The sequence below is a fragment of the Shewanella sp. LC6 genome, from assembly GCF_006385735.2.
GTDB classification, from domain to species: Bacteria; Pseudomonadota; Gammaproteobacteria; order Enterobacterales; family Shewanellaceae; genus Shewanella; species Shewanella xiamenensis.
The window spans coordinates 281775-301185 of record NZ_CP043902.1 but is presented as its reverse complement, the minus strand read 5'-3'; the positions used below and the strand labels follow the sequence as shown (position 1 = coordinate 301185).

The window sequence follows — 19411 nt, the reverse complement described above, 5'->3', positions numbered from 1 at the left end:
CTCACTAACTTCTTTATAACTCAGTTATCTATGGATGAAAGACTGAAAAATCAGTCCTTTTTATTAACACCTGATATACATGTACGCAAAGCCAAAATAATGCAGTTCATATTCACTTTGGCTAAACATAATAAAATATTGCGTTAGCTCGCATTTATATTGAATATTCCTCAACAATTATCGTGATTAGTTGCATATAAGATAAGCCAGTCGTATAAGTTATAAGTTCTGCTGTTGACCATTGCCCTCAGTGGTAGGTATTGTGCTAGCGGGCTAATACAAAGCGGATTTTGATGTTTTTCTATTCGGAGTAACTATGGCAGGTAATGTGGCAGACAATGTGACCGACATGTATGCGTCGTTAAGATCAAACGTGAGTATGTTAGGGCAGATCCTTGGCGATACAATGCGCACCCACCTCGGTGATTCTTTCCTCGAGAAGGTTGAGCAAATTCGTAAACTTGCAAAAGATTCCCGCCGTGGCGATGAGGCGGCACGGGAGCAAATGCTAGAACTGCTGACCGCACTCCCCGATGAAGAGTTAGTGCCTTTTGCCAAAGCCTTCAACCAATTCCTCAACCTAGCAAACTTATCCGAACAATTTCATACTATTAGCCGTAACTGTGATGAACTGGTTTGTGTACCGGATCCGGTCGAACAGTTGCTTGGCCGTATGCTGAATGGCCGTATCGATCAAACCAAGATGTTGGATTGCTTAAAGACGCTTGATATCGACTTAGTCCTCACCGCACATCCAACGGAAATCTCTCGCCGCACACTGATCCAAAAATATGCGGCGATTGTGGATTGCCTCGCCGAGCAAGAAAACGATCAATTATCCGATAGAGAACGTCGCCAAATTAATCTGCGTCTGCGCCAGTTAATCGCCCAAATCTGGCACACCAATGAAATTCGCCGTGAGCGCCCAACGCCAGTGGATGAAGCCCGCTGGGGATTATCGACGATTGAAGAATCTCTCTGGCACGCCGTCCCCGACTTTTTAAGGCAGCTCAACGATCAAGTACAAGAGCGCACTGGCCAGCAATTGCCTATCGATATTGCACCGGTGCGCTTCTCAAGCTGGATGGGTGGTGATCGCGACGGTAACCCCTTTGTGACCGCCAAAGTCACCCAAGAAGTGTTAGACCGTAATCGCCATGCTGCGGCACGTTTATTCCTCAAGGATATAGTGTTACTAGTGGGTGAACTCTCAATGGAAGAAGCCAATGATGAATTAAAGGCTTATACCAACAATAGCTGCGAACCCTATCGTTTTGTGCTGCGCTCATTAAGACAAAAACTGCGTGACACCATAGATTACTTAAATGCCCGTATTGAGGGCCACAATCCTGAAGTGGATAAGTCGACGCTGATTTGGCAAGAAAGCGATCTTAAAGCGCCGCTAGAGATGCTGTATAAGAGTTTATGTGACTGCGGCATGCGTTTGATTGCTAACGGTTTACTGCTCGACATTTTGCGCCGTCTCGCTTGTTTTGGCATTCATATGCTTAGGCTCGACATTCGCCAAGACGCCGGCCGTCACTGCGATGTACTTGCAGAGTTAACCCGCTATCTAGGTATGGGTGACTTTAATCATTGGGATGAAACCGAAAAACAAGCCTTCTTGCTGCGTGAACTCAGTAACCGTCGTCCGCTGATCCCGAGCAACTGGCAACCTTCCGCCGATGTAGCCGAAGTGCTTAACACTTGCCGCTTAATTGCTAAGCATCCGGCGAAGGCGTTGGGCTCCTATGTGATCTCGATCGCGAGCAAGCCTTCAGATGTGTTAACCGTATTATTGCTGCTCAAAGAAACTGGCTGTACTCACCCAATGCGTGTTGTGCCGCTGTTTGAAACCTTAAGTGACTTAAACAACGCCGCCGAATGTATTACCGCATTGCTCGATATCGACTGGTATCGTGGTTATACCAAAGGCATGCAAGAGGTGATGATCGGCTACTCCGACTCAGCCAAAGATGCGGGTGTAATGGCAGCCGCTTGGGCGCAATATCGCGCACAGGAGCAGTTAGTCGCCGTCTGTAAACAGGCTGGCGTTAAGCTGACGCTGTTCCATGGTCGTGGAGGCAGTATTGGTCGTGGCGGCGGCCCTGCTCACAAAGCGATTCTGTCGCAACCGCCCGGATCTGTTGATGGCCGTATTCGTGTCACCGAACAAGGTGAGATGATCCGCTTTAAGTTCGGCCTGCCTAAATTGGCGGTGCAAAGCTTAGCCCTGTACACCTCGGCGGTGTTAGAAGCGACTCTGCTTCCGCCGCCCGAGCCTAAGCAGGAATGGCGCAATTGTATGGAGCGCATTGCAGAGGAGTCAGTGAGTGCTTACCGCGGTATCGTCCGTGAAGAGCCTGATTTTGTGCCTTATTTCCGTGCAGCCACTCCAGAGGTTGAACTGGGCAAACTACCATTAGGCAGTCGCCCGGCAAAACGCCGTGTCGATGGCGGTATCGAGAGCTTACGTGCCATTCCTTGGATTTTCGCTTGGTCTCAAAACCGCTTAATGTTGCCAGCATGGCTCGGCGCCGGTGAAGCATTACAGGCTGCCTGCGAACGTGGCGAAATGGGTTTGCTACAAGATATGGATCGCGAATGGCCCTTCTTTAGCACGCGGATTTCCATGCTGGAGATGGTGTACGCCAAGGCGGAACCTAACTTAGCGCGTTACTATGAAACCTGCTTAGTACCACCCAATCTCCACCACTTAGGCGAAACTTTACGCCAGCGTTTAGATCTCGGCATTAAAGTGGTGCTGGAGCTGACTAAATCGGATACCTTAATGGCGCATACACCGTGGAATCGCGAATCAGTCAAACTGCGCAATCCCTATATCGATCCATTAAACTTCCTGCAGACCGAGTTATTAGCTCGTACCCGCAAGGAAACAACCGAAGCTCCCGCTTCCGAACACGTGCAACTCGCCTTAATGCTGACGATTGCCGGTGTCGCGGCGGGCATGAGAAACACAGGTTAATGAAAAAACTCACGCTTAGCCTTTGCTTGGGATTATCTGTACTGCTTGGCGGCTGCGTCACGCAGTACAGTATCAGCGAGCATGAAATGGAGCAGTATCTCAGCAAAGAGATCCATTTTGAGGTGAAACAAGGTAATCAACTCGTGGGCGCGCAAGTGCGCATTAACGACATCAGTGTCAGACTCGGTGACAAGCCTGACACTATGAGCGTAAGTGCGACCACTCAGGTGTCCATCACTAACCCTATTTATCCGTTGAAGGCGCAACTTTCAACAACCTTTGAGGCCAAGCCTTGGTATGACAGTGCCACCCACAGCGTCTACCTACGCCAGCTTGAATTGGTGAAAGTCGAGTCAACACCCAAGGATATCGAGAAAGCCATCAGTAGCGCGACACCACAAGTGATGGGCTACTTAAGGCATTTCCTCGAGAATCAGCCCGTTTATGTGCTCGATACGAAGGATAGTAACCAAGCGCTGATGGCCAAGATGACCGAGAGCATTCAAGTCGTCCCTGGCAAATTAGTCCTTAAGTTCACTAAATAACGGCTTGCGTTGCAAACCATTCGCCATAAAAAAATGCTCCCTCGGGAGCATTTTTGTTAGTCAAGCTAGACTGACTAAAACCCGTAAGTATCCAAAGAGTTACTTGCTGAAACGCCCTATCGATTGATAATCCACAATCACAGCTTCGGTGAGTAATTCACGTCTTAACATATCGTAGGCTACCGCCGCACTTAAGCTACGCACTAAATCCCGCGAACGTCGCGGCAGTTTTATCATTTGGCTGTAGACGCCACTGCGGGTTGCCAAGGCAATTGCCACCGTACCAACGGGCTTTTCTTCGGTTCCGCCATCAGGTCCCGCTATCCCACTGGTCGCTAAGGCAAAATCACTGTCTAAAATAGCACGCGCGCCCTTGGCCATTTCTTCAACCGTTGGAATAGAGACTGCGCCGTGATCGTCCAACGTAGCCGGATTAACACCTAATACTCGCACCTTAGACTCATTACTGTAAGTCACTAGACCGTGTTGTAGATAGGAAGAACTGCCCGGGAAGTCGACTAATTGGCTGGTAATCATCCCACCCGTACAAGACTCAGCAACACTCAAGGTCAATCCAGAATTCAGCAACTTAGCATGGATCTCTTCGGCAAGCGTCGCTTTATCTTCGGCGACGACCGCAGTCCCCAGCACCATTTTGATGTGCCCAGTCACCCGTGGCAGCAAAGCAATCGCCTTCTCGCCGCGGGCAAAGATCTTAATCTCAATATGTGGCATTGAGGAGCGATAGCCAATGGTAATTCCCTCAGGCAACTCCAATGGCTCAATTTTGTCGGCAAGGGAAGACTCGCCATGGCCTATGGTCAGCAACTTCTTCAGCGCCACCTTAGCGTCGAGGTCAAACTCTTCACGGATAAAAGGAATAAACTGTTCCTTCACCATATGCTTGAGTTCAAATGGCACGCCAGGGGTGAAGAACAACCAAGCTCGATTCAACTTCACTCTAAATCCACAGGCCGTGCCGACGGGGTTATCCACCATCACCGCAGACTCAGGCAGCATTGCCTGCTTTAAATTACTCACTGGCATCTCGCGATTATTGCGCGTAAACCAATCTTCTAAACGTTGACGCCACTCCCGATTCTCAACCAGAGGCTCGCCTTTAGCCTTAGCCATTGCCTCGGCAGACATATCATCACTGGTCGGCCCCAAGCCGCCATTCACTAAAATCACATCGGCATGCAAACTACGCTCTTGGAAAACCGCAATTAAGTCCTCGAGACGATCCCCGACTGTAACGCGCCTTTGGATCTCAATGCCATGCTCCATCATAGTGCTGGCAAACCAAGCAGCGTTAGTATCAACAATCTGACCCGACAGCACCTCTTCCCCAGTACAAATCATCTCTAACTTCATCATAGATCCTTAGCTACCCCAATAAGTTACTGCATAAGGTAAGTAACCTCTGAAGTAATAGCAAGAGTTGACCTTTGGGAGATATGGTTCAGTAGTGTGAAGAAAATAAGGTAGTCAGTCGCGATTTAGCGCACATCAGGGGTGTGTGAGCGAAAGAGGCTGAAAATTGGAATGAGTGATTTCAAAATCACAATCTAAAGATGGCAAACGCGAAAAACAAAAAAGCCAGCTTATTCAGCTGGCTTCATTGTTTATTTAGGCGCTTGGCGATGACCTACTCTCACATGGGGAGACCCCACACTACCATCGGCGCGATTGCGTTTCACTTCTGAGTTCGGGATGGGATCAGGTGGGACCACAATGCTATTGTCACCAAGCAAATTCGGTATCTACTCCCTATCTTATCTAGGCAGTAAATGAATTCGGAAAGCTGGATTGAGTACCACTTCTTAAGTGTTTCTATTCGTCTAAGTGCTACTTAGCAAAACCCATCTGGGTTGTATGGTTAAGCCTCTCGAGTCATTAGTATCAGTTAGCTCAACGCCTCACAACGCTTACACACCTGACCTATCAACGTCCTAGTCTCGAACGGCTCTTTAGTGGACTTATAGTCCAAGGGATGACTCATCTTGGGGCTCGCTTCCCGCTTAGATGCTTTCAGCGGTTATCGATTCCGAACATAGCTACCGGGCAATGCCATTGGCATGACAACCCGAACACCAGCGGTTCGTTCACTCCGGTCCTCTCGTACTAGGAGCAACTCCCCTCAATCATCCAACGCCCACGGCAGATAGGGACCGAACTGTCTCACGACGTTCTGAACCCAGCTCGCGTACCACTTTAAATGGCGAACAGCCATACCCTTGGGACCGACTTCAGCCCCAGGATGTGATGAGCCGACATCGAGGTGCCAAACACCGCCGTCGATATGAACTCTTGGGCGGTATCAGCCTGTTATCCCCGGAGTACCTTTTATCCGTTGAGCGATGGCCCTTCCATTCAGAACCACCGGATCACTATGACCTACTTTCGTACCTGCTCGACGTGTCTGTCTCGCAGTTAAGCTGGCTTATGCCATTGCACTAACCGTACGATGTCCGACCGTACTTAGCCAACCTTCGTGCTCCTCCGTTACTCTTTGGGAGGAGACCGCCCCAGTCAAACTACCCACCAGGCACTGTCCTTACCCCAGATAATGGGGCCAAGTTAGAACATCAACACTACAAGGGTGGTATTTCAAGGACGACTCCATCAGAACTAGCGTTCCAACTTCATAGTCTCCCACCTATCCTACACATGTAGGGTCAATGTTCAGTGCCAAGCTATAGTAAAGGTTCACGGGGTCTTTCCGTCTAGCCGCGGGTATACGGCATCTTCACCGCAATTTCAACTTCACTGAGTCTCGGCTGGAGACAGCGTGGCCATCATTACGCCATTCGTGCAGGTCGGAACTTACCCGACAAGGAATTTCGCTACCTTAGGACCGTTATAGTTACGGCCGCCGTTTACCGGGGCTTCGATCATGAGCTTCTCTTGCGATAACCCAATCAATTAACCTTCCGGCACCGGGCAGGCGTCACACCGTATACTTCCTCTTGCGAGTTTGCACAGTGCTGTGTTTTTGATAAACAGTTGCAGCCACCTGGTATCTGCGACTCCCGTCAGCTTAGAGAGCAAGTCTCATCACCAACAGGAGCGTACCTTCTCCCGAAGTTACGGTACCATTTTGCCTAGTTCCTTCAGCCGAGTTCTCTCAAGCGCCTTGGTATTCTCTACCCGACCACCTGTGTCGGTTTGGGGTACGATTCCCGCTAACCTGAAGCTTAGAAGATTTTCCTGGAAGCATGGCATCAACTACTTCATCCCCTTGGGGACTCGTCATCAGCTCTCAGTGTATAGTGACCCGGATTTGCCTAAGTCACCCACCTACCACCTTAAACGCGGACTACCAACGCCGCGCTAGCCTAGCCTTCTCCGTCTCTCCATCGCAGTTAGCGGAAGTACAGAAATATTAATCTGTTTCCCATCGATTACGCCTTTCGGCCTCACCTTAGGGGTCGACTCACCCTGCCCCGATTAACGTTGGACAGGAACCCTTGGTCTTTCGGCGAGGGGGTTTTTCACCCCCTTTATCGTTACTCATGTCAGCATTCGCACTTCTGATACCTCCAGTGTGGGTTACCCCTTCACCTTCAACGGCTTACAGAACGCTCCTCTACCGCGCAACTCTAATGAATTGCACCCGTAGCTTCGGTGGTATGTTTAGCCCCGTTACATCTTCCGCGCAGGCCGACTCGACTAGTGAGCTATTACGCTTTCTTTAAATGATGGCTGCTTCTAAGCCAACATCCTAGCTGTCTAAGCCTTCCCACATCGTTTCCCACTTAACATACACTTTGGGACCTTAGCTGACGGTCTGGGTTGTTTCCCTTTTGACGACGGACGTTAGCACCCGCCGTCTGTCTCCCGAGTAGTACTCATTGGTATTCGGAGTTTGCAAAGGGTTGGTAAGTCGGGATGACCCCCTAGCCTTAACAGTGCTCTACCCCCAATGGTATTCGCTCGAGGCGCTACCTAAATAGCTTTCGAGGAGAACCAGATATCTCCCGGTTTGATTGGCCTTTCACCCCCAGCCACAAGTCATCCGCTAATTTTTCAACATTAGTCGGTTCGGTCCTCCAGTTGATGTTACTCAACCTTCAACCTGCCCATGGCTAGATCACCGGGTTTCGGGTCTACGCCTTGCAACTAAACGCGCAGTTAACACTCGGTTTCCCTACGGCTCCGCTATTCGCTTAACCTCGCTACAAAACGTAAGTCGCTGACCCATTATACAAAAGGTACGCAGTCACGGTCTCAAGTACCGCTCCCACTGCTTGTACGTATACGGTTTCAGGTTCTATTTCACTCCCCTCACAGGGGTTCTTTTCGCCTTTCCCTCACGGTACTGGTTCACTATCGGTCAGTCAGGAGTATTTAGCCTTGGAGGATGGTCCCCCCATATTCAAACAGGATATCACGTGTCCCGCCTTACTCGTTTTCATCAAAGGTTAGTTTTCGTGTACGGGGCTATCACCCTGTGCCGCTGGACTTTCCAGACCATTCCACTAACACCCCTCTGACTTAAGGGCTAATCCCCGTTCGCTCGCCGCTACTAGGGGAATCTCGGTTGATTTCTTTTCCTAAGGGTACTTAGATGTTTCAGTTCCCCTCGTTTGCCTCATTAAGCTATGTATTCACTTAATGATGACCGCTTATGCGGCCGGGTTCCCCCATTCGGACATCGTTAGCTCAAATGCTTGTTACTAGCTCGCCAACGCTTTTCGCAAGTTACTACGTCCTTCATCGCCTCTGACTGCCAAGGCATCCACCGTATACGCTTAGTCGCTTAACCATACAACCCAAATAGGTTTCACTTACGTGAGCCACTTGCGCTGTTGCGACCAGCTGGTTTTACTTGTCTCATCTTCGACCAAGAAGATGGACTCGCCTTAGACTTGAATATTCAAGACACTTAACAAGTGTTTTAAGAACTCAATTTTTTTCGTATTAACACAACGACAGACATCATTGTATTAATTACTATCAGCTTTCCAAATTGTTAAAGAACAATGCATACCGGCTCGCGGTGCATGTCGCTCTCCCTTCCCTTACAGGAAGTTCAACAAGCCATCTGTGTGAACACTCAGCAAACATCGAGTTAGTCGTATAGGTAAGGAGGTGATCCAGCCCCAGGTTCCCCTAGGGCTACCTTGTTACGACTTCACCCCAGTCATGAACCACAAAGTGGTGAGCGCCCCCCCGAAGGTTAAGCTACCCACTTCTTTTGCAGCCCACTCCCATGGTGTGACGGGCGGTGTGTACAAGGCCCGGGAACGTATTCACCGTGGCATTCTGATCCACGATTACTAGCGATTCCGACTTCATGGAGTCGAGTTGCAGACTCCAATCCGGACTACGACGAGCTTTGTGAGATTAGCTCCACCTCGCGGCTTTGCAACCCTCTGTACTCGCCATTGTAGCACGTGTGTAGCCCTACTCGTAAGGGCCATGATGACTTGACGTCGTCCCCACCTTCCTCCGGTTTATCACCGGCAGTCTCCCTAGAGTTCCCACCATTACGTGCTGGCAAATAAGGATAGGGGTTGCGCTCGTTGCGGGACTTAACCCAACATTTCACAACACGAGCTGACGACAGCCATGCAGCACCTGTCTCACAGTTCCCGAAGGCACAAGTCCATCTCTGGTCTCTTCTGTGGATGTCAAGAGTAGGTAAGGTTCTTCGCGTTGCATCGAATTAAACCACATGCTCCACCGCTTGTGCGGGCCCCCGTCAATTCATTTGAGTTTTAACCTTGCGGCCGTACTCCCCAGGCGGTCTACTTAATGCGTTAGCTTGAGAGCCCAGTGTTCAAAACACCAAACTCCGAGTAGACATCGTTTACGGCGTGGACTACCAGGGTATCTAATCCTGTTTGCTCCCCACGCTTTCGTGCATGAGCGTCAGTCTTTGTCCAGGGGGCCGCCTTCGCCACCGGTATTCCTCCAGATCTCTACGCATTTCACCGCTACACCTGGAATTCTACCCCCCTCTACAAGACTCTAGTTCGCCAGTTCGAAATGCTATTCCTAGGTTGAGCCCAGGGCTTTCACATCTCGCTTAACAAACCGCCTGCGCACGCTTTACGCCCAGTAATTCCGATTAACGCTCGGACCCTCCGTATTACCGCGGCTGCTGGCACGGAGTTAGCCGGTCCTTCTTCTGTAGGTAACGTCACAGATGAGCCGTATTAAGACTCACCCTTTCCTCCCTACTGAAAGTGCTTTACAACCCGAAGGCCTTCTTCACACACGCGGCATGGCTGCATCAGGGTTTCCCCCATTGTGCAATATTCCCCACTGCTGCCTCCCGTAGGAGTCTGGGCCGTGTCTCAGTCCCAGTGTGGCTGATCATCCTCTCAGAACAGCTAGGGATCGTCGCCTTGGTGAGCCATTACCTCACCAACTAGCTAATCCCACCTAGGTTCATCCAATCGCGAGAGGCCCGAAGGTCCCCCTCTTTCCCCCGTAGGGCGTATGCGGTATTAGCAGTCGTTTCCAACTGTTATCCCCCTCGACTGGGCAGATCCCTAGGCATTACTCACCCGTCCGCCGCTCGCCACCTCATAAGTAAACTTACTTGCGCTGCCGCTCGACTTGCATGTGTTAGGCCTGCCGCCAGCGTTCAATCTGAGCCATGATCAAACTCTTCAATTAAAGTTTTTTGTTTAACTCGCGTTAAACGACTCAATGAATTCTACTGTTTTTATTCGCGTTGCTCACTAAGAAGCATCGCGTTTCAATTCATACATTACTGTATGTACATATTGCTATGAACACTCATTCATTGATTTAATTCTTTGATTACTCGCCAAACGGCAGAGTAATTTCGATTAACTCAACACCTGTGAGTGTCCACACAGATTTCTTGTTTAGATTGTTAAAGAGCATTTGACCATTTACTTCGCGTTACCGCTCAGCGGGCCAGGGCTGCGTATTCTACGCATTTCCCTTGTCGCGTCAAGGCGTTTTTGCAAACTTCTTGAGGCTTTCGAATCAACTGCACATTTTGCATTCGATTCGCACTGTCACCGCGCTCGCTTTCGCTGTCTGCCGTGTCAGTGGATGCGCATTATAGGCAGCGAAACTTTTTGTGCAAGCGCTTTTTAAAAGAAAAAAGATCGCATGGCGATCTTTTCTACAACGGTGCTCTATTTACGCTCTATATGCTGTTTAATTCAGCTTTTTAGCGCCTTTATCGATAAAACTTTGGATTAGCGATACGGCTTTTGCATCATCCCAGTCGACAAAGGAGCGCACAAACGCGATCAATTGGCCATTTTGATCGAGAATAAAGGTTGCAGGAATGGTATCCAGTGGGAACACCTGTCCTAAGTTTTGCGTAGGATCGTAATAGGAATTAAAGTTTGCCATTCCTAATGAAGTGAGAAAAGGCTGCACTTGTTGCTTACCACCTGCATCAATAGAGATAGGCAATAACGCAAACTGATCCGCTTTAAACTTTGTCGCCAAACGCTCAATTGCGGGCAACTCCCTTACGCAGGGAGGGCACCAAGTCGCCCACATGTTGACCATCACAACTTTGCCTTTGTATTGGCTAAAGTCGATAGGCTTTCCATTCGCATCACTAAAAGCAACAACTTCGATAGGATAAGTCTGTGGAAGAACGTTAATCAGATCGACTGTCGACTCAATCGGTTTATTTGCCTGCTGCATGCCGGGGTACGCATGGGCACCACCAGCAAAGGCAACAGACAGACTCGCTAGGATTGCAGCTAAAGCAAATGACTTCATTTATTATCACGCTTTAATAAAGCATCAAGCGCTTTTTGATCTTCGGCACTGATCTCAGGCTCGGTCGTGCCACCGATACGTTGCTTGCGGATAAAGATGAAACCAATGATAAGACCGAGCAATAACAAACCCACTGGACCTAACCAAAGAATATAGGTTTTAGTTTCCATTTTCGGTTTGTAGAGTACAAACTCACCATAACGGCTGGTCATAAACTCGATGATTTCATCGTCACCTTTGCCTTCATCGACCATTTTATACACTTCAAGGCGCAGATCTCGTGCAACTGGCGAGTTGGAATCGATCAAGTTTTGGTTCTGACATTGCGGGCAACGCAACTCATGCGCTAATGACAAACCTCGTTTTTGGTTTTCGGGTGATTTAAATTCGTAAGTATCAACCGGTGTGGCCATTACGGTTGTCACCATACTCAGCATTAACACCAGGCCACCAATGATTTTTGTCAAAATTCTCACGCTGCACCATCCTTCGCCGCTTCAGCTTGGAGTTGTTGAATCATAGGATAGAGAGTTTCACTCCATACACGCTGGTCAATAGGCCCTGCGTAGCGATAACGAATAATGCCATTATGATCAACAATAAAGCTTTCCGGTGCACCGTAAACGCCAAGATCTAAGCCTAAGCGTCCATCCTTATCAAAAATATTGATATTGTAAGGATCACCCTGGCGTTTTAATTCTTCCAGCGCGGGGATACGTTCGTCACGATAGTTAATCCCATAGATAGGCAGAATATTCTGACGTTTCAGCATGACTAAGAAAGGGTGTTCATACTTACAAGAGGGGCACCAAGTAGCCCAAACGTTAAGTAATGACACTTTTCCTTTCAGTTGCTCATTGGTAATCATCTCGTTTGGTGTTTCGAGACGTTCCAGTTGGAAAGCCGGAATAGGCTTTCCTTCCAGAGCTGAATCCAGTTTCTGCGGATTTAAAAACAATCCTTTGTATAAAAATACCCCCATGCCAAGAAAAATGACTAATGGGATAAACAGAACCAACTTCTTCATACATTCCCCAATTATTGAGCGGTAGCTAATTTCGCTTTTTCAGTTTGCGGCTTAACGATAGCAGCCACTTTTGAGCGATAGCGTTTATCCGATGCGGCAAAGAAACCACCGACCATCATGAATATTGCTCCAAACCATAACCAACGAACAAAAGGCTTGTAGTTCAAACGCACAGCAAATTCAGTGCTGCTGATTGGATCGCCCATGGTGACATATAAGTCACGGAACAGACCCCAATCGATACCGGCTTCGGTCATGTCCATAGTACGCACATTGTATTGGCGACGATCAGGCTTGAGTAACGTCAGCAGCTTATCGCCTTTGTAGATCTCAATTTGACCTTGTTGTGCGGTGTAGTTAGGACCAACGACGTTCTTAGTCTCAAGATATTTAAAGGTATAACCCGCAAGCTCTTGGCTTATGCCAGGCCCCATACGCACACTTTTCTCAACCGAGTAGTTAGATACCATAGTGGCACCGATAACCGACACAGCAATACCTAAGTGAGCTAAGATCATACCCAGCTCACTACGGCCCATACGTGCCACGCTTAATTCACCATCTTTAGGCTTCACGATATTGTAAGCGGCTCTAGCGGTTGCCAACACAATCCAAGCAGCGGCGGCGATACCCAAAGCAACCCACACGTTAAAAGCACCATCGACAATAAATGGCGTCACGATACCAATCGCGGCTGATACTAATGCAGGCACCAGCAATTGGCGTTTTAACTCACCCGCTTTTGATTTCTTCCAACGGATGATCGGACCCACGCCCATAAACGCAAACAGCACGAGCACGATCGGTACAAACACAGCATTAAAATATGGAGGTCCAACAGAGATCTTGCCCATACCTAAAGCATCGATCAGCAGTGGATATAACGTCCCTAACAGGACTGTACCAGCAGCGACAGTCAGCAATACGTTACAGACTAACAGCATGGTTTCTTTTGATTTCAATTCGAAGCGTGCTGGGCTGCTCATTTCACTTGCGCGGAAGGCAAACAACGTGAGCGAACCACCGATAGCTAAGCCAAGTAATAACAGAATAAACATACCGCGGCTTGGATCGGCTGCGAATGAGTGAACCGATGTCAGTACGCCGGAACGCACGATAAAGGTACCCAGTAAACTTAACGAAAATGCAAAGATTGACAGCAATACTGTCCAGTTACGGAACGCACCACGTTTTTCGGTCACAATCAGCGAATGCACTAAAGCAGTACCCACTAGCCAAGGCATAAAGGAGGCATTTTCTACTGGATCCCAGAACCACCAGCCACCCCAGCCTAATTCGTAGTATGCCCACCAAGAACCTAATGCAATACCGCCAGTGAGGAAAATCCAAGCAGCCAAGGTCCAAGGACGAGACCAACGAGCCCAAGCCGAGTCAAGATGGCCACTCATCAATGCAGCAATTGCAAACGCAAAGCTTACAGAGAAACCCACATAACCTAAATACAACATTGGCGGATGGAAGATTAAGCCTACATCCTGCAACATTGGGTTCAAGTCGCGACCTTCGGCTGGCATTGGAAATAAACGTTCAAATGGGCTAGAAGTGAGCAGCATAAATAAGCTAAAACCAATCACAATCAGCGCCAATACAGCCAGCACCCTTGCAGTAAACACTTCTTCCAAGCCTTTACTGAATAATGCGACAGAAGCGGCCCAAGTCGATAACGCAAACACCCAGAACAACAGAGACCCTTCATGACCGCCCCATACGGCCGCAATCTTAAAGAAAATAGGTAACTGAGAATTAGAGTGATGTGCCACGTAGGCCACGGAGAAATCATCAACGGCGAAGCTATAACCAAGCGATACTACGGATAAAGCAATAAAAAAGAACATTCCGTAGGCTAACGGCCAAGCATACCTCACTAGGTATTGGTCTTTACGGGCAACACCTATAAGGGGAACGCTGGTTAACAAGAAGGCGAATGCCACTCCTATAATCAGCGAAAAGTGTCCAAGTTCTGGGATCATGGGTTTTCCTCAGTCTCTAATAATATGTTGATTTAGAAAAATTCCAAACCAACGCACAACATGCTGTTCACACAAATGCACGAAATTTGGTTCATTTTAGTATTTGCTATTGTTCCTGTCTGCCTCTTTCATACAAAACTGGGTGACTTGTCTCATTCTCGATTTTTGCCCAAATGGAGCCACCGCAGGCCTACAGTTTTGCATGTGACAGATAAATGAGCCTTAAGTTTCATATAAAATTTACCAGATGGAACAATTTGTGAACCAGTGCCCAACTCTCAGCTTTCACAGTTGTGAAGGTCTTATATTACTGTTCAATGAATAATCTTTACGTATAATCTTGCTTCCAAGCCAGCGGTAACAACCGCTTTTATGCAAACTAAAGTGAATATAGAAACAATGACGACATTTTGGATTTTTATTGCGCTTGTTGTGTTGGTCAGCTTAACACTGATCTGGATCCCACATTTCAGACAGCAAAAGTTATTGCGTACTGAGGAAGCTGGTGTTCGCAAACAAACGAACCTCGAATTGTTCAATGAACGTCTTTCCACCCTTGAGAAAGAACTTAATGAAGAACTGCTCGACCAAGCAGAATTTGATGCGCTTAAGAAAGAACTCGAAATCAGTTTACTCCAAGACATCAAACAAGCGAGCGATGATTCCCTTGTCAATCAAATCAAACCTAAAAGTATCCTTTGGCCATCAGTCATGTCGGTATGCTTGATTGCGATCTCAGGTTACCTTTATCAGCAATTAGGGGCCTTTGAAAATATTGGCAATACCCAAGCGGCTAACCCACATGCTGGTATGGATACTGCGCAAATCATGGGGCAGCGCGTACAAATGATGGAAGCCCAAGTGCAAGCCGAGCCAGAAAATAGTCAGGCTTGGTTTAGTCTAGGTCATGCATATATTTCGGCTAACCAATTTGATAAAGCAGTCGCGGCCTTCGACAAAGTGATGGATTTAGTGGGCAAACATGCCGAGTTAATCGGACCAAAGGCCACGGCGTTGTACTACAAAGCCGGTCAGCAAATGACACCAGAAATTCAAGCCTTAATAGACGAATCGCTAGCATTAGATCCACAGGATCCATCAACACTGTTGTTAGTTGGTATGGATGCTTTCTTTACTGCAAAGTACCAAAAAGCCATTGATTCATGGCAGACTATTCTTAATAGTGACCGTACAGATGTGGATCGCGCCGCACTGATGAATGCCATCGAAACAGCTAACTTACGTATGCAAGCCGAAACGACAGGTATGCCTAACGATGATGTACACAAGCAGGCAAAAGTCACAAGCAAATCAGTAAGTATTGAAATTTCAATTTCACCTGAACTTGCAGCGAAAGCGAGCCCAGAAGACACTATCTTTGTCTTTGCACGTGCAACTGAAGGTCCTAAAGTACCGCTAGCAGCAACTAAAGTTAGTGCAAAATCATTGCCTGTTACAGTGACACTAGACGACAGCACAGGCATGGGTGGCGATGTAAAATTAAGCCAAACTGCTAGCGTTGAAGTTATTGCCGTCTTATCCAAGCATGGCAATATCAAACCTCAGGCGGGTGATATTCAAGGAAAAATCAGCAAAGTTAATGTGGGTGAAACGGCAAACTTAGTACTGGATACCCAAGTGCAATAAGTTATCCGCACCTAGCACTAAGTTTCAGCTTAGCGCAGACATAAAAAAACCGGCTAATGCCTAATGCCGTTCACTTAAGAGTGAACGGCATTTTTCTTTGGTCTAACCGGAAACTTGTTTTTGCTCATTTTAAGGACTCGTGGATATGCCCTTTCCCGTTTACCATCCAGCTTAAATTGCCGTGCATTTCGTTCTATATCCAATACGTCTCTCGGGACATTCCCCGGTGTTTGTGATGACAGTTGTGTCAACTTGAAGATGATATAACTCGCCGCATCCCGAAAACTCAGTTGATTGGGATGGACCGATGGCAAGCTTTTAGCCATCAGCAACATCTTATATCTAATGAGATTGTAGGCCAGTAGCACGCCCCATAACTCTTGAGTCACCAGCTCCGGTAGTTGACTGCGGAGCGTAAAACGGCTCTCCAGTAGATGTTGTTTCATCTCTCTATAGCCCAGTTCGATTTCCCATCGATGGGCATATAAGTCGACGATGTCTTCGCTGGGGTAACGCATCGGGTCTGTCAACGAGGTCAAAATGGCGACTGACTTACCTTTCACTGTCTTAGTCAATAAACGCGCTTCAAGAGTTTCAGGGAGCTGCGGCCATTTCTTTCTGGCTTGAGGTGTCGTGGTGAGTTTCACCCACTGGTCATGTTTCCCCAGCGTTCGCACTACTTCATATTGAGTGCCTTTCTTCAATGGCAACAACCAGTGGCTATCAGGTTGCGCTTGCTGCCAAGCGTGCAGCAGGCCGAGCGAGTAAAATCCTCGGTCAAATAGGGTTAGGCTGTGATTGGGAATGCTAGGAATGAGCTGGGACGCTAAGTTCATTTCATTTTCGGCAACCGAATCAAAGGCGCTGTTGACCAATAAATGGCTGCTTAACTCCATCAAGCAAACCATGCGAATTTGCGGATAAGCCGCTTCGCCTAAAGCGTTGGCGGTTCGTCCAAAGGCGGCTTGATTTTGAACACTATCGGGTGTCCGCCACACGACACCGTCAACACCATACAAGTTAAGACCGCACCAATGAGGATGTTCAGCTCTCGCGTGCCAGGTATTGCCGCTGCGGCTAAATACTTCTCTAATAACCTCACTGCCCAATCGTTTACGCGCCTGAGTCACGGCGCTGCGTGCAACATAATCAATCTCTTGCGGCAAAACAATGTCGAGTTTGTTGATGAGTGACCGAACAGACTCCCCTCGGAACAAAGCCATTCCGATAACGGCCCAAATCATCGCGTCCATCGGCAATTTACGCCGTCTTAACGTCGCAACGCCCTGGGAGTCTAGGCAAGATTGAATTAACTCAGGTTCTAACACATCAGCTAAGCAGGTGAATTCGGTTAGGCGGGTAATATGGGTACGGGCGAGTGCTTCCGAGAGTTGCATAAAAAATCCGATGACATGAGGTCATCGGATTTTGATCTTTTCAGCGAGATCGTCAAGCGATCTGTCTTAACTGATCGGCATTAGGCTAATGCCGGTTTTTTAACACTGCAAAAAAAATTACTTAGCTTTAGACATAAACTCGATAGCTGCTTTGTAATCATCATCAGTACAATCAGTACACATACCACCTGGTGGCATTGCGTTTAAACCTGTTTTTACACTTTTAACTAGATTATCAACACCTTTAGCTAAACGTGGTTCCCACTCCGCTGCATTGTGCGCTTTTGGAGCACCAGCAACACCCATGCTATGGCACACGGTACATGCCTTGTTGAAAATAGCTTCAGCATCTTGAGCTGAAACGTTGACTGACATAGTCAAAGCAGCGACTGCAGTCATTGCTAACAGTTTTTTCATGTTCAATGTTCCTAATGCAAATACGTACAAAGCTCGCGCTGCCCTTTGAGGCAGACTCATTATAGCGGACTAAGATTACTACAAACTTCAATAAATCTCATCTTTTTGTGATTAGAATCTCAGCACAAATGATATAAGGCGACAAGCGTGACAAATTCGTTAATATATTAGCAAGTATTAAAAAAGTTCGATTTGTACGAGAAATATTGCGGTTATTGGAACCACATCAAATTGCTGACATCTAGTCCCAAGCAAGTGTAAACCCGCAATATCGTTTGTGTTAGAATCACTTGTGTTTCCTTCCGGCTTGAGATAGAGGGTTCAGTGACAAATATAACTTCAGTAAACACACTGTTATCAGCGAGCAAGCTGACATGCATCCGTGAAGAACGCATTCTATTTGATGAATTAAGTTTTGAGATTAATGCTGGCGATATCGTCCAGATTGAAGGCCCTAATGGTGCCGGCAAAACCAGTTTATTACGCATATTAGCAGGTCTATCTCGTCCCTATGCGGGGCAAACCTTCTATATAAATGAAGATATCAACCGCTGTCGTGACGAATATAACGAAGATCTACTGTATTTAGGCCATCTTGCGGGAGTGAAATCCGAATTAACCGCTGAGGAAAACCTTAACTTCAATTTAAGAATCAGTGGCTATGATGATTTTGATACGTCTGCCATATTAGCTAAAGTAAATCTATCAGGTTTTGAGGAAGCGCTTGCTGGGCATTTGTCCGCGGGCCAACATCGCCGAACAGCATTGGCAAGGCTTTGGCACAATGATTGTAAGGTGTGGATCCTAGATGAACCTTTTACCGCAATCGATAAAAAAGGCGTCGAAGAGCTTGAACAGTTATTTATTCAACATGCGGATAATGGTGGCTGTGTGATCCTGACCACTCACCAAGATATGGGCATTATCAAAGATGATAGGCTTCGTAAAATTCGTCTAGATTATCGCTTCGTATAAGGTTTGGCATAATGAAAAGAGGCATCAGCTTTACTCAAGCGTTTTTAACGTTACTTCAGCGGGATCTAAAGATTGCCATTCGACACCGTGGTGATATTTTTAATCCCCTATTATTCTTCATTATGGTTGTAACCCTATTTCCACTCGGCATTGGCCCAGAACCACAAATGCTAGCCCGTATTGCCCCAGGGATTATTTGGGTTGCGGCATTGTTAGCATCCATGTTGTCGCTGGAGCGTCTATTTAAAGCTGACTTTAGTGACGGCAGCTTAGAACAGATGCTACTTAGCCCACAACCTTTGTCTGTTTTAGTCTTAGCCAAAGTGTTAGCCCACTGGATACTTACGGGTGTTCCATTGATTATTATTGCCCCACTGCTGGCCGTGCTACTGAACTTAGATGCTAATAGTTATGGTGCATTGATTGCCACACTGGCTTTAGGCACCCCAGTGTTGTCACTCTTAGGTGCTATTGGCGTGGCATTAACCGTTGGTCTACGTAAAGGCGGCGTACTATTAAGCCTTTTGATTCTGCCACTTTATATTCCAGTGCTCATTTTCGCGACCAGCGCCATTGATGCGGCAGGAATGAATTTACCCTATGACGGTCAGCTCGCTATAATTGGCGCCATGTTGATCGGTTCGTTAACCTTAGCACCTTTTGCAATCGGTGCATCTCTGCGAGTGAGTACTAACTAA

The 19411-nt window shown here is 47.5% G+C and carries 12 protein-coding genes and 3 rRNA genes; 5 read left to right on the top strand and 10 right to left on the bottom strand.

Annotated features, from left to right (window positions below; genetic code table 11):
• Positions 1 to 316: 316 nt before the first annotated feature.
• Positions 317 to 2986, top strand: a complete 2670-nt coding sequence (gene ppc, locus FJD32_RS01365) for a phosphoenolpyruvate carboxylase (protein ID WP_140906846.1) — start codon at positions 317 to 319, stop codon at positions 2984 to 2986.
• Positions 2986 to 3531, top strand: coding sequence for a DUF1439 domain-containing protein (locus FJD32_RS01360; protein WP_037424130.1), 546 nt, complete (start codon positions 2986 to 2988; stop codon positions 3529 to 3531). Before ppc ends, FJD32_RS01360 begins: the two co-directional genes overlap by 1 nt.
• Before the next feature lie 99 nt (positions 3532 to 3630).
• Here the strand turns inward: FJD32_RS01360 and FJD32_RS01355 are convergent, their stop codons facing one another.
• The 8 genes from FJD32_RS01355 to FJD32_RS01320 all read right to left on the bottom strand — a co-directional run bounded on the left by FJD32_RS01355 (position 3631) and on the right by FJD32_RS01320 (position 14277).
• Entirely contained in the window at positions 3631 to 4905 is a 1275-nt protein-coding gene (locus FJD32_RS01355; RefSeq protein WP_047536205.1) for a CinA family nicotinamide mononucleotide deamidase-related protein, read from the bottom strand.
• A gap of 261 nt (positions 4906 to 5166) precedes the next feature.
• Positions 5167 to 5282: ribosomal RNA gene (gene rrf / locus FJD32_RS01350) — 5S ribosomal RNA — on the bottom strand.
• Positions 5283 to 5406: 124 nt separating this feature from the next.
• Positions 5407 to 8299, bottom strand: a 23S ribosomal RNA gene (locus FJD32_RS01345).
• Between the two features lie 319 nt (positions 8300 to 8618).
• Positions 8619 to 10161, bottom strand: a 16S ribosomal RNA gene (locus FJD32_RS01340).
• The 16S, 23S and 5S rRNA genes sit together here, the layout of an rRNA operon.
• Positions 10162 to 10677: 516 nt before the next feature.
• Positions 10678 to 11259 carry a TlpA disulfide reductase family protein gene (locus FJD32_RS01335; RefSeq protein ID WP_037429821.1) on the bottom strand — a complete coding sequence of 194 codons (582 nt, stop codon included), beginning with the start codon at positions 11257 to 11259 and terminating at the stop codon, positions 10678 to 10680.
• Positions 11256 to 11735 carry a heme lyase NrfEFG subunit NrfF gene (nrfF, locus tag FJD32_RS01330; RefSeq protein ID WP_037422794.1) on the bottom strand — a complete coding sequence of 160 codons (480 nt, stop codon included), beginning with the start codon at positions 11733 to 11735 and terminating at the stop codon, positions 11256 to 11258. Before nrfF ends, FJD32_RS01335 begins: the two co-directional genes overlap by 4 nt.
• Positions 11732 to 12286, bottom strand: a complete 555-nt coding sequence (locus FJD32_RS01325) for a DsbE family thiol:disulfide interchange protein (protein WP_037422791.1) — start codon at positions 12284 to 12286, stop codon at positions 11732 to 11734. The genes nrfF and FJD32_RS01325 overlap by 4 nt, the downstream gene beginning before the upstream one ends.
• A gap of 11 nt (positions 12287 to 12297) precedes the next feature.
• Positions 12298 to 14277, bottom strand: coding sequence for a heme lyase CcmF/NrfE family subunit (locus tag FJD32_RS01320; protein WP_037429822.1), 1980 nt, complete (start codon positions 14275 to 14277; stop codon positions 12298 to 12300).
• A 399-nt stretch (positions 14278 to 14676) separates the two neighbouring features.
• Between FJD32_RS01320 and ccmI the strand changes: the two genes are divergently transcribed.
• On the top strand, positions 14677 to 15924 hold the full coding sequence (ccmI, locus tag FJD32_RS01315) for a c-type cytochrome biogenesis protein CcmI (RefSeq protein ID WP_037429823.1): 1248 nt from the start codon (positions 14677 to 14679) through the stop codon (positions 15922 to 15924).
• A 74-nt stretch (positions 15925 to 15998) separates the two neighbouring features.
• Here ccmI and FJD32_RS01310 read toward each other — a convergent pair whose 3' ends face one another.
• Both FJD32_RS01310 and scyA read right to left on the bottom strand, forming a co-directional pair.
• Positions 15999 to 17321, bottom strand: coding sequence for an IS4-like element ISSba6 family transposase (locus tag FJD32_RS01310; protein ID WP_205403022.1), 1323 nt, complete (start codon positions 17319 to 17321; stop codon positions 15999 to 16001).
• A gap of 117 nt (positions 17322 to 17438) precedes the next feature.
• Positions 17439 to 17738 (bottom strand): monoheme cytochrome c5 ScyA, encoded by a 300-nt coding sequence (gene scyA / locus FJD32_RS01305; protein WP_037422782.1) that lies wholly within the window; start codon positions 17736 to 17738, stop codon positions 17439 to 17441.
• Positions 17739 to 18062: 324 nt separating this feature from the next.
• Here scyA and ccmA point away from each other — a divergent pair, with 324 nt between their 5' ends.
• Together ccmA and ccmB are read left to right on the top strand one after the other, a co-directional pair.
• Entirely contained in the window at positions 18063 to 18713 is a 651-nt protein-coding gene (ccmA, locus tag FJD32_RS01300) for a cytochrome c biogenesis heme-transporting ATPase CcmA (RefSeq protein ID WP_037422780.1), read from the top strand.
• A gap of 11 nt (positions 18714 to 18724) precedes the next feature.
• Complete coding sequence (ccmB, locus tag FJD32_RS01295) at positions 18725 to 19411, top strand: heme exporter protein CcmB (RefSeq protein ID WP_037422777.1); 687 nt, start codon at positions 18725 to 18727, stop codon at positions 19409 to 19411.